Source organism: Paenibacillus sp. J22P277 (genome assembly GCF_059383675.1).
In genome coordinates this window covers 40,639-59,267 of the sequence record NZ_JBXENS010000008.1, presented here as the reverse complement: position 1 = coordinate 59,267, position 18,629 = coordinate 40,639, and the positions used below count along the sequence as shown (strand labels likewise).

General features: G+C 51.0%; 18 protein-coding genes and 1 pseudogene. 6 read left to right on the top strand and 13 right to left on the bottom strand.

What is annotated here, in order from left to right; all coding sequences use genetic code 11:
• Positions 1 to 82 precede the first annotated feature (82 nt).
• From AC50YL_RS27130 to AC50YL_RS27105, 6 genes are all read right to left on the bottom strand, one after another.
• Positions 83 to 763, bottom strand: a complete 681-nt coding sequence (locus AC50YL_RS27130) for a TetR/AcrR family transcriptional regulator (protein WP_494836106.1) — start codon at positions 761 to 763, stop codon at positions 83 to 85.
• A 149-nt stretch (positions 764 to 912) separates the two neighbouring features.
• Positions 913 to 1,734: an oxidoreductase gene (locus AC50YL_RS27125; RefSeq protein WP_494836105.1), complete on the bottom strand. Its 822-nt coding sequence runs from the start codon at positions 1,732 to 1,734 to the stop codon at positions 913 to 915.
• 248 nt (positions 1,735 to 1,982) lie between these two features.
• Positions 1,983 to 3,992, bottom strand: a complete 2,010-nt coding sequence (locus AC50YL_RS27120) for a methyl-accepting chemotaxis protein (protein ID WP_494836103.1) — start codon at positions 3,990 to 3,992, stop codon at positions 1,983 to 1,985.
• Between the two features lie 308 nt (positions 3,993 to 4,300).
• Entirely contained in the window at positions 4,301 to 4,882 is a 582-nt protein-coding gene (locus AC50YL_RS27115; RefSeq protein ID WP_494836102.1) for a dienelactone hydrolase family protein, read from the bottom strand.
• Between the two features lie 233 nt (positions 4,883 to 5,115).
• On the bottom strand, positions 5,116 to 6,255 hold the full coding sequence (locus tag AC50YL_RS27110; protein WP_494836101.1) for a PQQ-dependent sugar dehydrogenase: 1,140 nt from the start codon (positions 6,253 to 6,255) through the stop codon (positions 5,116 to 5,118).
• A 599-nt stretch (positions 6,256 to 6,854) separates the two neighbouring features.
• Positions 6,855 to 7,241 carry an alpha/beta fold hydrolase gene (locus AC50YL_RS27105; RefSeq protein ID WP_494836715.1) on the bottom strand — a complete coding sequence of 129 codons (387 nt, stop codon included), beginning with the start codon at positions 7,239 to 7,241 and terminating at the stop codon, positions 6,855 to 6,857.
• 419 nt (positions 7,242 to 7,660) lie between these two features.
• On the opposite strand from AC50YL_RS27105, the gene AC50YL_RS27100 reads away from it, so the two are divergent.
• Positions 7,661 to 8,161, top strand: a complete 501-nt coding sequence (locus AC50YL_RS27100; protein ID WP_494836713.1) for a class I SAM-dependent methyltransferase — start codon at positions 7,661 to 7,663, stop codon at positions 8,159 to 8,161.
• A 517-nt stretch (positions 8,162 to 8,678) separates the two neighbouring features.
• Here AC50YL_RS27100 and AC50YL_RS27095 read toward each other — a convergent pair.
• Positions 8,679 to 8,897 (bottom strand): hypothetical protein, encoded by a 219-nt coding sequence (locus AC50YL_RS27095; protein WP_494836100.1) that lies wholly within the window; start codon positions 8,895 to 8,897, stop codon positions 8,679 to 8,681.
• A gap of 26 nt (positions 8,898 to 8,923) precedes the next feature.
• Complete coding sequence (locus AC50YL_RS27090; protein WP_494836099.1) at positions 8,924 to 10,420, bottom strand: beta-propeller fold lactonase family protein; 1,497 nt, start codon at positions 10,418 to 10,420, stop codon at positions 8,924 to 8,926.
• A 384-nt stretch (positions 10,421 to 10,804) separates the two neighbouring features.
• Here AC50YL_RS27090 and AC50YL_RS27085 point away from each other — a divergent pair, with 384 nt between their 5' ends.
• The 4 genes from AC50YL_RS27085 (at position 10,805) to AC50YL_RS27070 (ending at position 13,199) form a co-directional block, all read left to right on the top strand.
• The gene (locus AC50YL_RS27085; protein WP_494836098.1) at positions 10,805 to 11,626 is read left to right on the top strand and encodes a BclA C-terminal domain-containing protein; all 822 of its coding nucleotides are present in this window, start codon (positions 10,805 to 10,807) and stop codon (positions 11,624 to 11,626) included.
• Positions 11,627 to 11,863: 237 nt separating this feature from the next.
• Positions 11,864 to 12,298: a DUF4183 domain-containing protein gene (locus tag AC50YL_RS27080; protein ID WP_494836096.1), complete on the top strand. Its 435-nt coding sequence runs from the start codon at positions 11,864 to 11,866 to the stop codon at positions 12,296 to 12,298.
• An 83-nt stretch (positions 12,299 to 12,381) separates the two neighbouring features.
• Positions 12,382 to 12,666: a DUF4183 domain-containing protein gene (locus AC50YL_RS27075; protein ID WP_494836095.1), complete on the top strand. Its 285-nt coding sequence runs from the start codon at positions 12,382 to 12,384 to the stop codon at positions 12,664 to 12,666.
• A 98-nt stretch (positions 12,667 to 12,764) separates the two neighbouring features.
• Positions 12,765 to 13,199 carry a BclA C-terminal domain-containing protein gene (locus AC50YL_RS27070; protein ID WP_494836094.1) on the top strand — a complete coding sequence of 145 codons (435 nt, stop codon included), beginning with the start codon at positions 12,765 to 12,767 and terminating at the stop codon, positions 13,197 to 13,199.
• Positions 13,200 to 13,305: 106 nt separating this feature from the next.
• Here the strand turns inward: AC50YL_RS27070 and AC50YL_RS27065 are convergent.
• The 5 genes and pseudogenes from AC50YL_RS27065 to AC50YL_RS27045 all read right to left on the bottom strand — a co-directional run bounded on the left by AC50YL_RS27065 (position 13,306) and on the right by AC50YL_RS27045 (position 17,554).
• Positions 13,306 to 13,757 (bottom strand): annotated as a pseudogene (locus AC50YL_RS27065) (cupin domain-containing protein).
• Positions 13,758 to 13,783: 26 nt separating this feature from the next.
• Positions 13,784 to 14,596, bottom strand: a complete 813-nt coding sequence (locus tag AC50YL_RS27060; protein WP_494836712.1) for an MFS transporter — start codon at positions 14,594 to 14,596, stop codon at positions 13,784 to 13,786.
• Positions 14,597 to 14,716: 120 nt separating this feature from the next.
• Positions 14,717 to 16,240: an ABC transporter substrate-binding protein gene (locus AC50YL_RS27055; protein ID WP_494836093.1), complete on the bottom strand. Its 1,524-nt coding sequence runs from the start codon at positions 16,238 to 16,240 to the stop codon at positions 14,717 to 14,719.
• Between the two features lie 58 nt (positions 16,241 to 16,298).
• Positions 16,299 to 16,541, bottom strand: a complete 243-nt coding sequence (locus tag AC50YL_RS27050; RefSeq protein ID WP_494836092.1) for a hypothetical protein — start codon at positions 16,539 to 16,541, stop codon at positions 16,299 to 16,301.
• A 107-nt stretch (positions 16,542 to 16,648) separates the two neighbouring features.
• The gene (locus tag AC50YL_RS27045) at positions 16,649 to 17,554 is read right to left on the bottom strand and encodes an alpha/beta fold hydrolase (RefSeq protein WP_494836091.1); all 906 of its coding nucleotides are present in this window, start codon (positions 17,552 to 17,554) and stop codon (positions 16,649 to 16,651) included.
• Between the two features lie 253 nt (positions 17,555 to 17,807).
• Here AC50YL_RS27045 and AC50YL_RS27040 point away from each other — a divergent pair, with 253 nt between their 5' ends.
• A complete protein-coding gene (locus AC50YL_RS27040) occupies positions 17,808 to 18,578 on the top strand; it encodes a class I SAM-dependent methyltransferase (RefSeq protein WP_494836090.1) in 771 nt (256 codons plus the stop codon).
• Positions 18,579 to 18,629 lie beyond the last annotated feature (51 nt).

Sequence of the window (18,629 nt, the reverse complement as noted above, 5' to 3'; positions counted from 1 at the left end):
ATGCTTCGAATTGACCGATTTCTCGGTGGAATCAGGATCGCCGCCGCAGGCAGCAGACAAGGCGCTCGCCGCAAACCCCTTCTTATCCGCGCTTCCGTTCGTCCGCAAGCCTCCGTCTCTCGTAGAAGCCGGCCAAATAATAGTCCATTGCGGTCAATGCGTTTTGCTTGAAATCGACTTGAAACCCTTGAAGATGATGCTCATCGATCGCTTGAAGCAGCACATCGGGCATGCTCGCCATATTGACGTACCCGACAATGATGGCGTTTTGCGCCAACAGCAGCTCGTAGAAAGCCTCCGCGTTCAAATCGTTTACTCGCTCGGTCAGCAAGCGCACGATATTTTCCAAGATCGCGTACAACCCCGTGCTATCTTTAACGGCCGTTTCCAGATCGATATTCTTTTCCAAGATCGTATTTTTGATCGCGCTTAACCGAATCAGAAAAGAATCCCGGTCAAGGATGTTTGCCATTTCGCCAAGAAAAAAGGTTTTGAATTCGTCATGCGTCATCGTGCCGCAGGGAAGAAGGAGGTCCGCGAAGTTCCGAAAGCGCTTCACGTATTCTTGAAACAAAATTTCCATAAACAAGATTTCCTTCGTCTTGTAGTAAAAAAATAAAGTCCCGTTCGAAACGTTCGCCGCTTTCGCGATATCGCTCATTTTAATGGCATTGAAGTCGCGATCCCGGTATATTTCGCGTGCCGTATCCAAAATCAGCCTTGCCTTCTCTGCTTTCGCGCTGTCCGTCATGGCTCTTTTCATTGCTTAGACCCCCGTCGCCGTACCTATTATTGACTTGCAGTCAATCGTAAGGAATACCGGGAAACTTGTCAAGGGAACGAAAAATACCCCGGCTCCGGATTGAGCGCTACTCAAACCGGAACCCAGGTATTCGCGTGCAAGGCTGATTGTTATTTCATCTGGCTCATGATCAGTCGGTCGAAATTCCGGTCGCTGATCCACTTTCTCAACGAGATCAAAGGTTTCGCCATTTTACCGACGGCATATCTGGTTTTGGGTTTGGCGGCCGAGATGGCGTTCGCGACGGTATTCGCCACCAATGCGGCCGACGACCCGCCCCCGGCCTGATAGGATTTTCGCGTTGTATTCGCGATCGCGTTTGCCATTTCCTTGTACGGACCGGCGCCGGAATTTTTCAGCAGCGGCTCGCTCATCACATCCCCGAACGAGGTCTCGATAATGCCCGGCTCGAGGATGATGACGTCGATACCGAACGGCCGCAGCTCGATTCTCAAGCAATCGGACCATCCCTCCAGCGCATGCTTGGTCGCGTGGTACCATGCGCCGAGCGGCGTATAGATTTTCCCGCCTACGGACGAGGTATTGATGATTTTCCCGCTTCCCGATTCCCTCATATGCGGCACGACAAGCTGGGTCATCCTGGCCAAGCCGAATACATTCACTTCGAATTGGTATCTCGCGTCGGCGAGACTCACTTCCTCGACGCTCCCGTACAGGCCGAACCCGGCATTGTTGAACAACACGTCGATTCTGCCCTGCTCCTTGACGATTTTGTCCACGCAGGCGCCGATCTCTTCCTCGATCGACAGATCCAATTGCACGATAATCGCGCCTAATTTCTGCAAATCCCGCATATGCTCGAGCCGTCTAGCCGCAGCGTACACGATGTGACCTTCCGACAAAAGCTTTTTGGCGGTTTCTTTGCCGATGCCGGATGAAGCGCCCTTGATTAAAATGACTTTATGGCTCATTATCTATGCCTCCAATTGTAGGTAAGGGACAAACGCCTTAATTGACTATAAGTCAATGACTATGAGTCAATAATAAATGACTCAAAGTCGATTGTAAAGCATAACTTGCCTTGCCTTCAGGGAATACGCGTAAATGGAAAAGCCCCGGATATCGGTACTAGCCGATGTCCAGGGCTTTTTGCATTGGCATATCAGTTCCTCGGATGCCGCTTTGCCTTGCGTTCGGGTCAACCAACGTCAAGCTCGGATTACACTTTGAACGTTTTGACCAGATGCTTCAATTCGCCCATCATCTCGTTTAGGGCATAGACCGAAGTCGTGATATCCTCCATGATAGCGGTTTGCTCTTCCGAGGAGCCCGCGACCAGCTGCGATTTCTCCGTGGCGTCCTTCGCGATGCCCACCATGCTCTCGAGGGACGAAGCGATCTCCTCCGTGCCGGCGGACAATTGCTCGGTCGTGGCGGATACTTCCTGCGTCTGCGCGGACACGTGACGAATCGAGGTTTGGATCGCGTCGAACGAGGATCCGATCTCCTGCATCTTGCTGAGGCCGTCTTCGATCACGACGACATTCCGGCGCATATGATCGACGGCGATCGTAGAGGATTGCTGGATCGACTGGATCAATTCAACGATGGTCGTAACGGACGTCTTGCTTTGTTCGGCAAGCTTCTTGACCTCGTTCGCGACCACGGCAAAACCGCGCCCGTACTCACCGGCCCTGGCGGCTTCGATCGAAGCGTTCAACGCCAACAAGGCGGTCTGATTGGAGATGTCCGAGATGAAATCGATGATCGTTCCGATCTCGTTGGATTGCGCGTACAACTGCTCCAATACGACGGCCGTATCGCCGGCCGAGGCGCCGATCGCGTTCATCTGCCGAATGGCGGAGCGAATCTCGCCGTTGCCGTTCTCCACTTCCTTCGCGACTTCTCCGGTTTGATCCGAGACGATCCCCGAGGATTCGGCGATCTTTTGCACGCCCGCCGCCATCTCTTCCATCGCTCTGGCGGATTGCTCGACCGCCTGCAGCTGCACCTCCGTGCCGCCAGCCATTTCCTGAATCGCCGCGGACACCTGCGTGGAGGACGCCGAGGACTGCTTCGCCGACGCCAATAGGTCTTCCGAGGAAAGCGACACCCGATCGATCGTCGTATGGATCTGCCGTACGATGCCGGACAACGAATCGATCATGTGGTTGATGTTCAGGCTGATTCTGCCGATCTCGTCCCCCGAATGGACGGCAAGCCTTGTATTCAAATTGCCGTCGGCGACTTCTTTGACGACGGAGGATATCGATACGATCGGTTTGACGACGATTCTCGTGAGCAGAATGGCGAGTCCCCCCACGATCAGGATCATGCCCAGCAGGATACCGACTCCGATGTAGATCGCCTGATTCACGTTGGCGTTAATCTCGGCGGTCGGCACGGTAATCAGCAGCTTCCAGGCCGTATTCGGAATCGTCTGGTAATAGGTGATGACTTCTTTGCCGTTCTCCCCTTTGTAGGCGATGGAGCCTTCGGCATTCGCCAGTATGGTTTCGAAAGCCTGCCGGGCGCCCTTATCCGTCGTGAACGCCGCTACCTTTTTCCCGATCCGGCTCTTGTCCGGGTACGTGTAATAATCGCCGGAACCCGAGATGATATACCCATATCCGGTTTCCTCCATCGCGATCGCATCCGTCAGCTTGGCAAAATTATCGGGGGAAGCGGATTGGGAAATTGCCCCCACCACGTTGCCGGAAGCGTCTAGGAGCGGCGTCACGATCGGCAGCACCAGCTTATTCGTTTTTTTGCTGACCAGCATGTCGGAGATGACCGTTTTCTTCGTTTCCATCATCGTCTTGAAATACGGCCGGTCGGCCAAATCAAGCGGCGTGTTGGAAATATCGATGCCCTGACCCTTGGTATCGACCAAAATATAGTTATCGATTTGATTGTCGCTCTGATCCAGCATTCTCAAATACGGGAGGATGACTTTCGAGTCCATGGCCGTGAATTCGGGATGCAGCTTGATCAATTCCTGCACCGCGGAAATCTTCAATTGCAGCCATTCGTCGATTCGGGAGACGCTTAGCTGTTCTACCGTCTGTGCTTTCTGCAGGTTGTCGGACTTGCTTACGCCGCTGAAATGAAGGACGTAAAACAGGCTGGACGCAATCAAGGGGACGATGCAAAGGACTAACAGGACGATGGACCATTTCGTTCGAAGAGACAGATTTTTGATCGTGAGCTTGGATTTCGTGGTGGGCATGAGGTTCCTCCGGCGTCATTTTCTGTATATACAGTAGTAATGTCGGTTGTTGTCGGAAGAAAGTAAATACGTGAATTGTTAAGTATGCTGTTGTTTTCCCGCAGCGGGTTCAGCGCACGACAAAATCCCGCCAGGGGGAATCCGGCGGGATACGGGTTGTCGATGCATCGCAAAAACTTCAAACGCAAAGCCTTTCGAGCGGAAAAACAACGCCTGCCCGTTAGCGGTCATTCGCGGGAAAACCACGTCATCCGATGGACTCACCGGTTGCATAAATGGTTCCCTTCTCCATCCGAAGCCGCAAAGGTTCAGTTATCCAGCTGCAGGAGAAATTCGAGCACGCGCTGCAGCAGCAGCGCTGTCGCGCCGGCGTCATATGACGGCAAGCTGCTGTCGGCAAAATAATGTTGATCGCCCGGATACAAAAAGAGCTTCGCCTGATTGGCTGACGCCACGAGTTCGCGCGCCGCGTCGATGTCGCCCTCGTCAACGAAATAAGGATCCGCATCCATGCCATGAATTTGCACGGGCAGATCCGCCGGCCAGGGAGAGCCGAACATCGAGGCCGGAACGCAGGAGTAAAAGAACAGCGCGCCTCTGGCACCCTCACGAGTCTGGGCGAGCTTCTGGGCAGCCACTACGCCGAGAGAAAACCCTGCATAGACGATCTCGCGCGGAAGCCCGCCGGCCGCGCGTTCGCCGCGCTCCACGATCGTTTCGAACCCGACTTCATTGACATATGCCATCCCGTCCTCGATCGCGGCGAACGAGCGACCTTCGAAAAGGTCCGGCACATGTACCGTATGCCCTCCCTTTCTAAGCTCGTCGGCAAAAGCGATAATACCTTCTGTCCGTCCCAGCGCGTGATGAAATAGAAGAACCTCAGCCATCTCTCTTCTCCTTTCATTATGGAACATAGTAGGATTTCGTTTCTCATTATTTGGAGTTCTACTTCTTCCAGTCATTCACCTGCCTGCCCGTCGGCATAATTCGTCAAAATAGGCCGGAAAATGAAAAAAACCTGACATCAAGGGTTAACCATCGCGTAAAATTAAACCGTACCGAGTTGTAGGAGATCGTTGAACAAAAAATCCAGTTACGTGCTCATTTCTCATGCCCGGCATTAGCGATAGCTAACCCGGTAAATGACGCCGCCCTGATCGTCGGAGATGAGGAGGGCGCCATCAACGGTCTGGAGCAACCCTACCGGACGTCCCCAGACACCGGAATCGGTCAACCAGCCGGTGAGGAAATCCTCGGGCGGACCCGAGGGCTCTCCGTTTTGGAAGGGGACGGAAACCACCTTGTACCCGGTCCCTTCCGATCGGTTCCAAGAACCGTGGAACGTAATGAAGAGCCGACCTTGGTACGAGTCCGGGAATTGGGTGCCGCTATAGAACTGCACCCCGAGCGGAGCGGAGTGGGCCTGCATCTTCAGCGCCGGGGCGACGGTAGCGGTGCAAGAGCCGGATTCCCCGAATTCCGGGTCGCTGATTTCCCCGCCGTGGCAGACCGGCCAGCCGTAGTCCTCACCGTCCTGGAGCAGATTCAGCTCCTCCGGCGGGAGATCGTCACCGAGCATATCCCGCCCGTTGTCTACGCCGAAAATCCCGCCTGTCTGCGGATGGAAGGCGAAGTCCACCGTATTGCGAAGCCCGCTGGCAAATAGACGCCCGCCGGAGCCGTCGGCGTTGTAAACCCACATCGACGCACGACGAAGGTCCTTCTCTTTGCAGACATTGCAGCTCGATCCAGTCGTAACGTACATAAGTCCGTCCGGTCCGAAGTGAACGGTGCGGGTGTAATGCCCGCCGTCGGTAGGCAGGTCCACCAGCTTCTCCCCGCTGGCGCCTTTGCCGGCGAAGCGGTAGATTCCGTCCGTGGCACTCGCATAGAGCGCCCCCTCGTGCCATTCTAAACTGTGAGCTCTCTCCAAGTTCGTGGCGTAAATCTCGGAAGCGTCGGCCGCGCCGTCACCGTCCGTATCGGCCAAGCGGCTTACCTGGCGTGCGCCCGTCTCCGCTACATAAACCGCTCCGTCTGGCCCGTACGCCATATGCCGCGGCCCCTGCAGCCCGGCTGCGAAGACCTGGATCGTAAAGCCGGGCGGAACCTGGAGCTTCCGCTCGCCGCCTGAGTACGCGCTTCGATAGCTGGTCGGAACTTGTACCGACACCGGTACCAAGGTCGACGCCGAGGCCGGACCTTGGGCGGGCGTATGATCCTTATTCTCGGCGGCATTCTCCGTTCCCGTTGCATCCATATTGTTTTCAACGCTCGGTGTATTGGATTCATTATTTTCACACGCTGCTAATAATGCCGTCAAAACAAAGCATAGTAAAATGAATCTCATTTTTTTCAACGTTCAATTCACCCCTTCGTATGCATATTTTTTGATAATCGCATGTTACTGAATACTACTTTAGGTCAGAGTATGTTTCAAATTTTGCAATTCTCTCTGGTCGAATGATTCTTTCACCCCCAATTAAAGCTTGCTGATTTCAACTCTTTTTCATAGATTCCTGTGACATAAAAAAAGCTTTACTGGATAATACTTATTGGATAATTGTTCAGCTTATGAAAATCGGGCGTATTGTGAATCTATGCATTGAGTAGCCTCCTACCTTCGACATATTTGCTATGTATTTGAACTTCACCTTCGTGTAATTTACATAAAAAAAAACCCATAGCAACAGAGCTACGGGTTACAACTGTCAACCTTTCAGTCAAGCGCAAGTCCAAGGGATGCGTTCGATTCCGGATCGTCGTGCCGACAGCAAAGGGCTGTTCAGCCTGATTTTCGGCTTAAGACGTATCGTGTTTGGGCGCTGCTGCCTATCGTTCCGCGCAGTCACCCGACAACTATCCAATGACAAATTCACTTATGGCGCTCGAAAATCGTTCCGGTTTCTCCACATGTCCCATATGCCCGCATTGACTAATGACTACAAGCTGCGACTCCGGAATTGCTGCCGACATCTCGTTGGCCCATCTTGTCCCGCAGATGAAGTCATGCTCTCCGACCAAGATGAGCGTTGGGGTCTGGATCGCATTCATGACATCACGCACATCCCAATTCGTCGGTTTCCGGTTTGTATCAATGGTCGCGTCTACAGAAGCTTTCCAGTCCTCGAAATCCTGAGGCATGTTCCAATCATGATCTCGTGCGTACCGGATGTTAGTGCTTCGTTGATTGCTGAATTTAAAGGATTGGCATAGGAATTGTTCATGGACGTACCTTCTCTCTATTATTATGAATACTTGAAGCCCTCGATTGGCGAAAGAAATAGCTTGTTCTCACACGGGCAAAGGAGACAATTGAATTGCCAGCGTCGAATGCCTAGGGGTCCACTATATCAGGTATAAATGCTCTTCATAAGAGAGCAATTTTTTTAAATAGGCTTTATAAGAATAAAGTTACGCTCTTTGATCCACTAAGCGGACCCGCCTTATTCACAAAAATAATTAAGCATGCTATGTTTGCATGGAAGGATCACTTGTTGAAACATTGTTTTATACAATGAAACAATCGAGGAGTGATGGTATGGATAAGAAGGAACAGGTGAAAGCCCAATTCGGAGCTAACGCTTCTAAGTATGTCGATAGCCCGCGTCATGCATCCGGCCAAGATTTGAACCTATTAATCGACCGGGAAGGGATGCACGAATATCAAGTACGTTGTCGGGGACGCGGAGAACCTTCCTTTTGCCCAAGAACACTTCGATTTGGTCGCCTGCCGTATCGCTGCCCATCACTTTCCGGACCCCGACCGGTTCGTACAGGAAGCATGGCGCGTATTGAAGCGCGGCGGAAGCTTCATTCTGATGGACAACATCGCTCCGGAAGCGGATCGGATCGACACCCTCTATAACGATATCGAACAACGGCGGGACCCCAGCCACTTCCGCGCTTGGAAGAAAACGGAGTGGATCCGTCGCATAGAACTGACCGGCTTCCGGGTGGAACAGCTGTCGCAGACGGGCAAACCGTTCGAATTCGCTGCTTGGTGTGCCCGAATGAATGTCTCCGAGCAGGTCCAGCAAGAGTTGGAGTCGGATATGCTGAACTGGCCGGAAGCGGATCGGCAGCAGCTTAAGGTCCGCAGCGAGAACGGCAAGCTGCTCGGCTTGGAGGGAAGCTACATGATGTTGAAGGCGCGGAAGGCATAAAGCACAGGCAGCCGGGACCTATTCCCAGCTGCCTGGTTTTGTTCATATTATCTAACGTGCCCGTACATGCTCCATCCTCCATCCCAGCTAAGCCTCACTGGCTTTCCTGCTACGCACCCTTCTCCTTTTGTAGCAGTATGATTACAAAACCGGATACGCATTCAGCTTCGTCAACCGGATCACGTAAAATCCCGATAGATGGAAATAAGGCCTCGAGATTAGTCTCTTGGCCTTCAAACCGCTCCATGATTATTCCGGAACTAAACTAAAATCATTATTCTTATGAGCGATATCCTCAAGCGTCTTTGCATGCCTTCGTAAAAAACTCCTGCGCTTGATATGCTATCATTGCTCCGCCAATCAACGCACTATCCTTATCGGCTTGGGTTCCCTCCAATTCACTTTCCTCTGAAAAATAAATATCCCCCCGGCAACGGGGGGCGAGCAATCGTCATAAGAAAATAAAGCGTTAGACCGGATGTATCGCATTGTTGAGCAGCCAAAAGACAGCAGATCTTCAATCTAAGAGATATGGATTTCTTAAAAGTTCGGATGCTGACATGGTGGGCTGTTCCTTTTCTTCATCTAACATTTCTAAATCGTAATGATCATTTGCCTCTTGCAATACAATCACGAATGTTCCTATTCCAGGGATCAAGACATGACATAGAAAATCTTCTTTTGTCGGTTTAGACAACCGTTCCCATAATTCATTCGCCGATCGAACTTCCTTCATACGAATCACCGCCCCATCGTTAGTTCCTAAGGATATATACCTACCGCGAATGGACGCGCCCCTGTCGGGATCGTGGTAATCACCGTTTGGGTTTCTCCATCGATTACCGACATGTTATTATCATCTTGATTGGTGACATAGATCCGATTCGTGATTGGATTGACGCCTACCCCATTCGGATTATTTCCAACCGGAATCGTCGCGATAACGGTGTTCGTTAGTCCGCTTATTACCGACACGTTATCCGTATCTCGATTGGGGACGTAGATCGCATTCGTCGAAGTATTAATCCCTACTTCGCCCGGCGTAATCCCAACAGGAATGTTTGTGACTACGACATTGGTAACACCATTAATGACGGAAACAAAGTTACTGGTGAAATTCGAAACATAAATTAGATTCGTAGCCGGGTCGACTCCCACGCGAAATGGATTTACCCCAACCGGAATGTTGACGATTACCGTATTCGTCGCGCCATCGACCACAGTTACGATATCGGAATTAAAATTGGCGATATAGATCCGATTGGTCAACGGATTGACAGCTATCCCCGTAGGAAAAGGACTTCCTCCAACAGGGGTAAAGGTGGTCACGACGGTATTGGTCAAACCTTCAATCTCCGTGACGTCATTACTATTGAAATTCGCAGTATAAATCGCGTTCGTAGCCGGGTTGGCGGTCACATCCCCGGATCCATCCCCTGCAGGCACGGTGGCGATTACAGTATTGGTCAAGCCATCAATGACGGAAACTTCACTGCTGTTTACATTTGCAACATAGATTCGATTGGTTAACGAATTAACGTCTATTCCCGCGGGATTGACTCCAACCGGAATAGTAGCAATGAGCGCGTTCGTTATCCCGTCTATTACGGATACGTCGTTACTATTGAAGTTAGCCACATAAATACGATTGACCGATAGCGTACCGGCCGGTCCTTGCGGACCTTGCGGACCTATGTCTCCCGTTGCTCCCGTTGCTCCTGTTGCTCCTACTGCTCCTGTTGCGCCTACAGGTCCTGCTGGTCCTGCAGGACCGACCATGCCGGCTGGTCCTACGGGACCTGTAGGCCCAACCAAGCCTGCGGCTCCTACCGCCCCTGCGGCTCCTACTACCCCTGCGGCTCCTACTTCCCCTGCGGCTCCTACTGCTCCCGCGGAACCTACTGCTCCTGCTGCGCCTACCATCCCCGCAAAGCCCACGCTGCCCGCGGCACCTACCGCTCCTGCCGGACCGACCGTGCCCGCGGTACCGACGCTTCCCGCTTCGCCAACCGTGCCGGCCGGACCGACCGCACCCGCAGCGCCGACTGTACCTGCCGAACCGACACTTCCCGCTGCACCGACCGCGCCTACTGCGCCTAGTGCTCCTTGAGGAATCGTGACATGAATGATTTGCTTTCTGGCGACGATTTTTCTACAAAAGAAACCTTTCTTCGATGTTCGCTTTTTCCTATTAGAGAGGGGTTTTTGAACGATCTTATTTTTCATCCCTCGTTTACGTCGATGGATAGGACGACTCATCCATACACCTCCTTATAGACACCTACCATTGTATGGCGTTCATCTATTGGATGAATGGGCAGTTCATAGACATCGGTCTACTTAATAAAAAATAGGTTGTTTCTCCCTATATATCCGTCCAGCAATTACGAACCGCACAAAAAAAGGACCCTCAAAAGAGGGTCTTAGAAAATAGTGATGGATTGTCCACTTACAATATATGCAGATTAAAAAGTTATGGTGAGTGGATCGGAAAGCATTTTTAGTTACTTCCAGGCGTACTCCCCTATGCAATAGCCTATCTTTAACAGAAATAGATGGCAGTCTACTACCTAAAAGACATCTATCCATGCCCTTACTAGATAAAAGTCATACTATACAGCAATTCTAATGGAGGTGCTGTCATTGGGTTGTCCTTCGGTAAAACCAAAAAAAGGCTGCGAAAAGAAAACGGACGCCGTATGCCCGACCAAGAAAAGGCGCCGATCAAAGAAAAGCTGCTGTTGCGGAAAAATTATCGTCAAAAAACAAATCGTACAGGTAAACATTCCTCAAAGCGCCATCGGTACAGCCGGAGCCGTTGGTTCTGCCGGTAGTGTAGGCGCTGCAGGAACAGTAGGCAGCGCCGGTTCTGTCGGTACAGCCGGAAGCGTCGGAGCAGTCGGGGCGGCAGGCAGTGTCGGTGCCGCAGGTACGGTTGGAACTGCGGGAGCGGTGGGAGCTGCGGGTGCAGTCGGCGCTATCGGTGCCACCGGGCCGGCAGGTCCTGCTGGGGCTACGGGCGCTACAGGTGCTACGGGTGCTACGGGTCCCGCGTTCGTATCCGAGTTCGGTTATATTTACAATTTAACCGGGCGAGTTGTCGCCATAGAAGAAGACGTCATTTTTGATACGAACGGAATTCTCACTCCTGGTATCCTTCATGCACCCGGTACCACTGAAATTGCAGTTACCAGTCCCGGCATTTACGAAGTTGCTTTCTCTGTCTCGGGCGTGGAACCCGGTCAATTCGCACTCTTCATAAATGGCAATCTGTTTCCGGGAACCCTGTACGGCTCGGGTGCCGGCACGCAGCAGAATAACGGGCAGGCTATAATCGCCATGTCGGCTGGCGATGTGCTTACGTTACGAAACCATACTTCGGCGGCAGCGGTAACGCTTCAGACTTTGGCCGGCGGTACGCAAACCAACGTAAATGCTTCGGTGCTACTCAAAAAACTAAATTGACTATTCGATCGGAAGGTGCTTAGCTTGTGGCTTAATCGTGCTCATATCACGAATCTCAGGTATTCGGGTTTAAGAAAACAGGCATCGAAAAAGAAACCCATCGTCAAAACACAGAACATACGCAATCCCATTGAACTGCAGTTGAACAACACGAGCACCTGCAGAAGACAAAATTGTATAAAGAAAACCGTTATCGTTTGTGCTCCGAAGAGAAGAAAAAAATGTAACAAGGCGATCTTGAACAAGAAAAAATGCAAACGTGTTTATTTGCGGCCGCGAATTAACGTATCGGCTCCTCAAGGCATACCGGGACCTGCCGGAGCGCAGGGCATACCAGGACCCCCGGGTCCTCCTGGACCGGTCTTTGTTCCTACTATCGTCGTTTTGCCAATAGCCCAAAGGTATTTTTATCTAGCGACCTCGGATATTCAGTCTCTTGTAACGATTCCGGCGCAAGAATTCACGAACGATGCGGGAAGCTTGATAACGGCGTTTACAACCAACGGACCAAATAGCTATAGCAATCTTTACATCAATGGGATCTTGCAAGAAAGCAGCCTATACAACTTAAATGAAAGCGCCTTGACCATTCATGTCAATAATCAAACGATCTTCTCGGGTACGCCGATTATTCTCGAAACCATTCAATTCTTTGGTCGCCTAACCTCTTAAAATGTGCAAAGTAACCTATCATTCGCACTTCCTTTTATTAGAGCGAGAGCATTTACTAATTGATAGGAAGCGAGGTGATATAAATGGCAATTACAAAACCCTTTATGGCTGCCCGGAGATTTACGGCTACGGCCGGAGACGGAACAGGTGTCGGCGCTGCCTATAATATTCTCGCCACCGCCACAACCAATGACCAGGGCGTCGCTGCAACGGCCTTCCCTACTGCGCCTGCGTATTACAACCTGTATATCAATGCGCAGATCCAGACGGCAGATACTTCAACAGCGACGACTACGGCGATTACCATTCCTGATGGCGACACGCTTGACCCCGCGACTCCGATTGTAATCGAATTCGTCGTAAACTAATTCTCTTTCTTGACGCGATGCCGACAACTTGGATTGATTTGATTTGTCGGCATTGTACATATCCTCCGGACATCCGCCGCGAAAGGAAGCGAAACGAATTGGCCATTATTCTCCCTATTTCTCCCCCCATCATTTCCGGAATCGTATATAATCTGAGCGCTCAAACTGTTCCCATCGAGGCAGACGTTATTTTTGATACGAACGGACCTCTTTCGCCTGGAATTACGCATACCCCCGGAACCGCCCAGCTTGCGGTCAGCAATTCGGGCAAGTACGAGATTACTTTTACCTTAACTTGCGTAGAACCCAACCAATTCGCCCTATTCGTAAACGGCGTCCAGGCACCGGGAACCGTATACGGGTCAGGTGCCGGCACTCAGCAAAACCATGGGCAGGCCTTAATCCTTCTCGATGCAGGCGACATTCTTACGCTGCGGAATCATAGTTCAGCCGCTGCGATTGGACTTCAGACGTTGGCCGGCGGCACGCAAACTAGCGTAAACGCATCGGTGATTATCAAAAAATTAAGTTAGTTAAGATCTTGAACAATCCAGAGTCTTGCGAATAACACCACCGGTACCACGAAAACAAAAATGAAATAAGAAATACCCGCAGAATTATATAAATTGCGGGTATTTCCTACCGTCGTTTCACGAAATCGATTAAGAAGCAGACCGCAACGATTTTACGGTTTCCATCAGCGCGAAGAAATGCGGTTTCGATTCCGGAACGACAATAACATCGCCAGCATCAAGTTCAACATCGAAGTATCCGATATCTTCCGAACCTTTAATAATAAAAATCCCTATTCCGGCATTAATTGCACGAATGGCGTCTCCGGCATGCGTATGCACCGCCGGGAATGTTTGAAGCAGTTCGTTCAGATTTGGCGCTGCTTTAGATACGGTGATGATGACGGCTAGAATTTGGTGCTTTTCCTTATCGCTCGGCGCTAATTTTTCTTTGAGTTCATCAGGCAGCTTGGCCGTATCCCAGTGCTCGTACAAGACGGCCTGCTTGTCTAGGAAAGCAATCACTTGCTCTTCGGCTTCGATGCGCTCATTCGTATTGCGAATGCGAATTTGTGCCACGTGCATTCCTTCTCCCTTCTGCGTTTTTAAACATGCATCTCTTGAGGAACGGCATCGGCAATCTCATTCTTGCCCCCGTTCACGAAAGCAAGAAGCAACGCAGCGATCGCAAAACATCCGCTTACGATTAATGCCGTATGGAAGCCCGATAACATGGCCTGGTTTGCAGATTCATGTACAGCCGAAGCGGTAACCGTCGTCGCGATGGTCGCCAAAATGGATAAGCCCAAGCTCCCCCCGAGCTGCAAGAACGTGTTCACGATGCCGCCGGCAATGCCGTGCTCTTCGGGTTTTACATCCTGCACGGAGCCGGCGATAACGGCCGTAAAGGACGCGCCGACCGAGAGCCCGAGCACGATAAAGGCCGGGAGAATAAACGAGACGTAGCTTTTATCCATATGCATATTGCTTAACCAGAACATGCCGATCGCGTTGATCGACTGCGTGACGATCAGGAGTCTTTTTGCCCCGAACTTACGCATGAAGAAAGGCGTGATTTGCGTGACAATGATCGATGCCAAACCAAGCGGCAAAAAAGCCATGCCGGTAGCCAAAGACGAATAACCAAGCTCGTGGAAATACAGCGTCGAGAAATACATGAAGCCGGTCAGATACGAATACATCAGAAATCCGATAATATTGGACGTGACAAGCGAGCGAAACTTGAACAGACGAAGCGGCATTAACGGATTCTTGGCATATTTTTCAACCATGATGAACACGCCAATCAGTAATACTCCTGCAATCAACAAAGTAATCTTCGCAGCTGACCAACTGCCGTCGACATCCGGCATGGAGATCCCATACACCAGAACGAAAATACCAGCAAGTACGGACATCAATCCGGACCAGTCAGCCAGCAGGAAGGAACGACAATCCCGATTATTGGAGCAAGAAAAGAGAGCTCCACTTCACTATTCATCGCACGCTCCAGCCAGCAATTCTTTATTCAATCGGCATTATTCGTTTGCCTTACCACCTCCAACACTCGCACCCGTGCCGTCAAGCGGACCGTTTGGGTTTGTTTTGATTTGCTGCAGGAGGACATCGCCTTGCGTTTGCCACGATTCGAGCGCTTCTTCGACGGATCTCTTCTTCACTAGCACATCCAGGATCAACGGCTCCGCCAGCTGACGAATCTGATACAAGTTCGGCTTCTCCTCATAAAGTCTGTCGATGGCCGGATCTTGGGGGGGCACCGGCTTAAGCGAATAGAAAGCTGCGATGTTATAGGTATTGCCGTCTTTCGGCTTCAGGAACGACTTGCGGGAGACCATCTCGTAGCTGCTGCGGGACTTGAGCTTCGCCCATTCCTTGCTGTTGTTGAAGGCAATGAAATCCCATGCGTCTTCGCCGTTCTGCGCATTCGCATTGATCGCCATGAGATTGTTCAGCATAATGTTCCCGCCGGTGCCTGGAACTTCGGTGAACTGCGGCATGGTGACGACATCCCAGTCCACGGTCGAGATTTTTGGGTTCTTGGCTGCGGCGTCCCTCGCTTGAGTGAGCTGCGACACGTAGTCGTAGCCGGCGATCGTCATGGCCACGCGACCGTTCATGAATATGTCGCTCTGGAACGGATCGGTGATGATGACGCTGTTTTTGATATGATCTCCGCCTCCGAGGTTCAAATCCGCTGGACTCGGAATGATTTTCGACTGATAGAGATCGGCAAAGTCGTTCCAAACCTTCTTCCACAGCGCCGTATCGACGGACATTTTCTCAGCCTTTTTATCGAACATCTTTAGTTGAAGCGGCGCGGCGTAGGTCTGGAGATCCCAGTATGGATCACTGTTATAGTGATTAAAGGCCAGCCCGAACTTCCGATCCTTGCCTTCTCCCTTCGCGACGAGCTTCGCTAAGTTGAAGATATCCGTCCAGGTCATGTTATCGGTAGGCGGCTCGACGCCCGCATCGATAAACATCTTTTTGTTATAGAATAGCGCGGAAGAGGAGAAATTCGGCGACAGCCCATAGATGCTTCCGCCGCCAGCCTCCTTAATGCCGTCAATGACCGACGGTACGATATCGTCGATATCGAATCCTTTCTCCCGGATAAGGCTGTCGAGCTTCAGAATCAAGTTGTCCTGTGCGAGACGTTGAAAATTGCCGGCGTCCACGATGACGACGTCCGGCGGATTGGTGCCCTTCATCATTTCTTTGACTTTCGCGTAAATGTCCGGTTGATTCTGATTCGGATCCGGCGTTTCAAAACGCATATCGTCATAGTTAATGGCGGAAACGGTTTCGATGGTTATATTGGGATGCATCAGCTCATAGGTGTCGGTGTACTGTTGGCGCATGGATTGATCGGTGCCCGCGCTCGATGTGACAAAACCGACTCGCAGCACATGCTGCTTGGCATCGTCGTTACCTGATGCTGTGCTGCAGGCCGACAGGCCAGAGGCGATCAGCGCAGTCGACAACGCCATCGCTGATGCCTTCAATACCTGTTTCTTGTTCGATCTTACTTGTTGCTTCATTTGATTAATCCTCCAATAATATGCGCCGTTCAATGATGACTAGCGTATCCGGTTCAATTTAAGATGCCAATGCTTTGGTTAGCAAGGAATGCTTGATAATGGCTTGTTTTACTTTTTGTTTCCGAAGAAGTTGGGTTTGCTGAAAAAATGCAAGATCTTTGAATAATTCTATTAAAGCTTGCGTAGCTGCTTGCTGGGCCAAAGCTTCATTTTCCAGTAAATAGTAAGCGACTTGGTATCCGTAAACTTCAAATTGCTTTAATACTGCCGCTTTTAGTAACATCTCATTTCGCTTAACCATGGTTAGATCTCTCCATCATCCAATATGAGCTTCCTCCTATTGGATTCCTTTCCTACTGTGATTTCAATAGCGATTCGGAATCGCCGTGCCGAGCTGTCACTCGACAACTATCTACTGACAAAATCACTTATGGCGCCGGAAAACGGTTCCGGTTTCTCCACATGTCCCATATGACCGCATTCACCGATGACTACAAGCTGCGACTCCGGAATTGCTGCCGACATCTCGTTGGCCCATCTTGTCCCGCAGATAAAGTCATGCTCTCCGACCAAGATGAGCATTGGGGTCTGGATCGTATGCATGACATCACGCACATCCCAATTCGACGGTATTCGATTCGGGTCAATGGTCGCGTCTATAGAAGCTTTCCAGTCATTGAAATCCTGAGGCATATTCCAAAAGTCACCGAAGTAAGCGGGCAGCAGTCTCTGCATGACGCCAAGAAAGGAATCTCTGTCATGGACAGAGATTGCGCCAGTCCCCATGTCCGCCCAAGCCTGCTTTGCTTCCTGGGCTTCCGGCTGGTCTGACCAACGCTGTGCAAAGAGATCCATTTGCTTGGTCGCCTCAATCCCTAAATCTTTGCCATTGCATGGCGCTCCGTCATAAACGATCAACCCTGCGAGCTCATTCGGATAATCGAGCGCATATTGAAGCCCAACAAAAGCGCCATGCGAATGCCCTAGAAAATAGCCATCCAGTGCCCCTGCATGCTCGAGCACTTTTCGGGAGAAATAAGCGTATTTGGATATACTGTAATCTCCATCCGGCAGCATTCCTGATTGACCTGTTCCGATCGGCTCTATATAAATAGTCGTCATAGACTTCTCCAGCAGAGGCATACGCAAATAGTTCCAATGGAAACCCGGTCCTCCGGGATGAACAAGACAAACGGGTCCACTGCCTGCAACGTGGTAGGTCTGCCGTATTCCATCGATCAAGATCTCGTGCGTACCGGGTGTGAGTGCTTCGTTAATTGCTGAATTTAAAGGATTGGTATAGGAATTGTTCATGGACGTACCTTCTCTCTATTATTATGAATACTTTTTCTCACTTCTATTGAACAGGGTCCACTATATCAGGTATACATGTTCCTCATAAGAGGGCACTTTTTTTAAATATGCTTTATAAGAATAAAGCGGTGCTCTTTGATTCACTATGCGAATTCGCCTTATTTACAAATATAATGAAGCATGCTATGTTTGCATGGATGGTTCACTTGTTGAAACATTGTTTTATACAATGAAACAATCGAGGAGTGATAGTATGGATAAGAAGGAACAGGTGAAAGCCCAATTCGGAGCTAACGCTTCTAAGTATGTCGCTAGCCCGCGTCATGCATCCGGCCAAGATTTGAACCTGTTGGTCGAGTGGTCCCGAGCAGAACATGCCGCGCAGGCGCTCGATATCGCAACCGGAGGCGGACATTGCGCCTTGGCGTTGGCCCCCGTCGTCGGTGAAGTGACCACGCTGGATATTACAACCGAGATGCTGGAGGAAGCAGAAGCTTTTCTTACCGGGAAGGGATGCACGAATATCAAGTATGTTGTCGGGGACGCGGAGAACCTTCCTTTTGTCCAGGAACACTTCGATTTGGTCGCTTGCCGCATCGCCGCGCATCACTTTCCCGACCCCGACAAGTTCGTGCAGGAAGCATGGCGCGTAATAAAGCCCGGCGGAAGCTTCATTCTGATGGACAACATCGCTCCGGAAGCCGATCGGATCGACACCCTCTATAACGATATCGAACAACGGCGGGATCCCAGCCACTTCCGCGCTTGGAAGAAAACAGAGTGGATCCGTCGCATCGAACTGGCCGGCTTCCGGGTGGAACAGCTGTTGCAGACAGGAAAGCCGTTCGAATTCGCTTCCTGGTGTGCTCGAATGAATGTCTCCGAGCAGGTCCGGCAAGCGTTGCAATCGGATATGCTGAACTGGCCAGATTCTGATCGGCAGCAGCTTAAGGTCCGTAGCGAGAACGGCAAGCTGCTCAGCTTCGAGGGAAGCTACATGATGTTGAAGGCGCGGAAGGCATAAGGAGGCGGGGACCTATTCCCGTAAATGCCCCGATCCTCCGTCCGAGCTAAA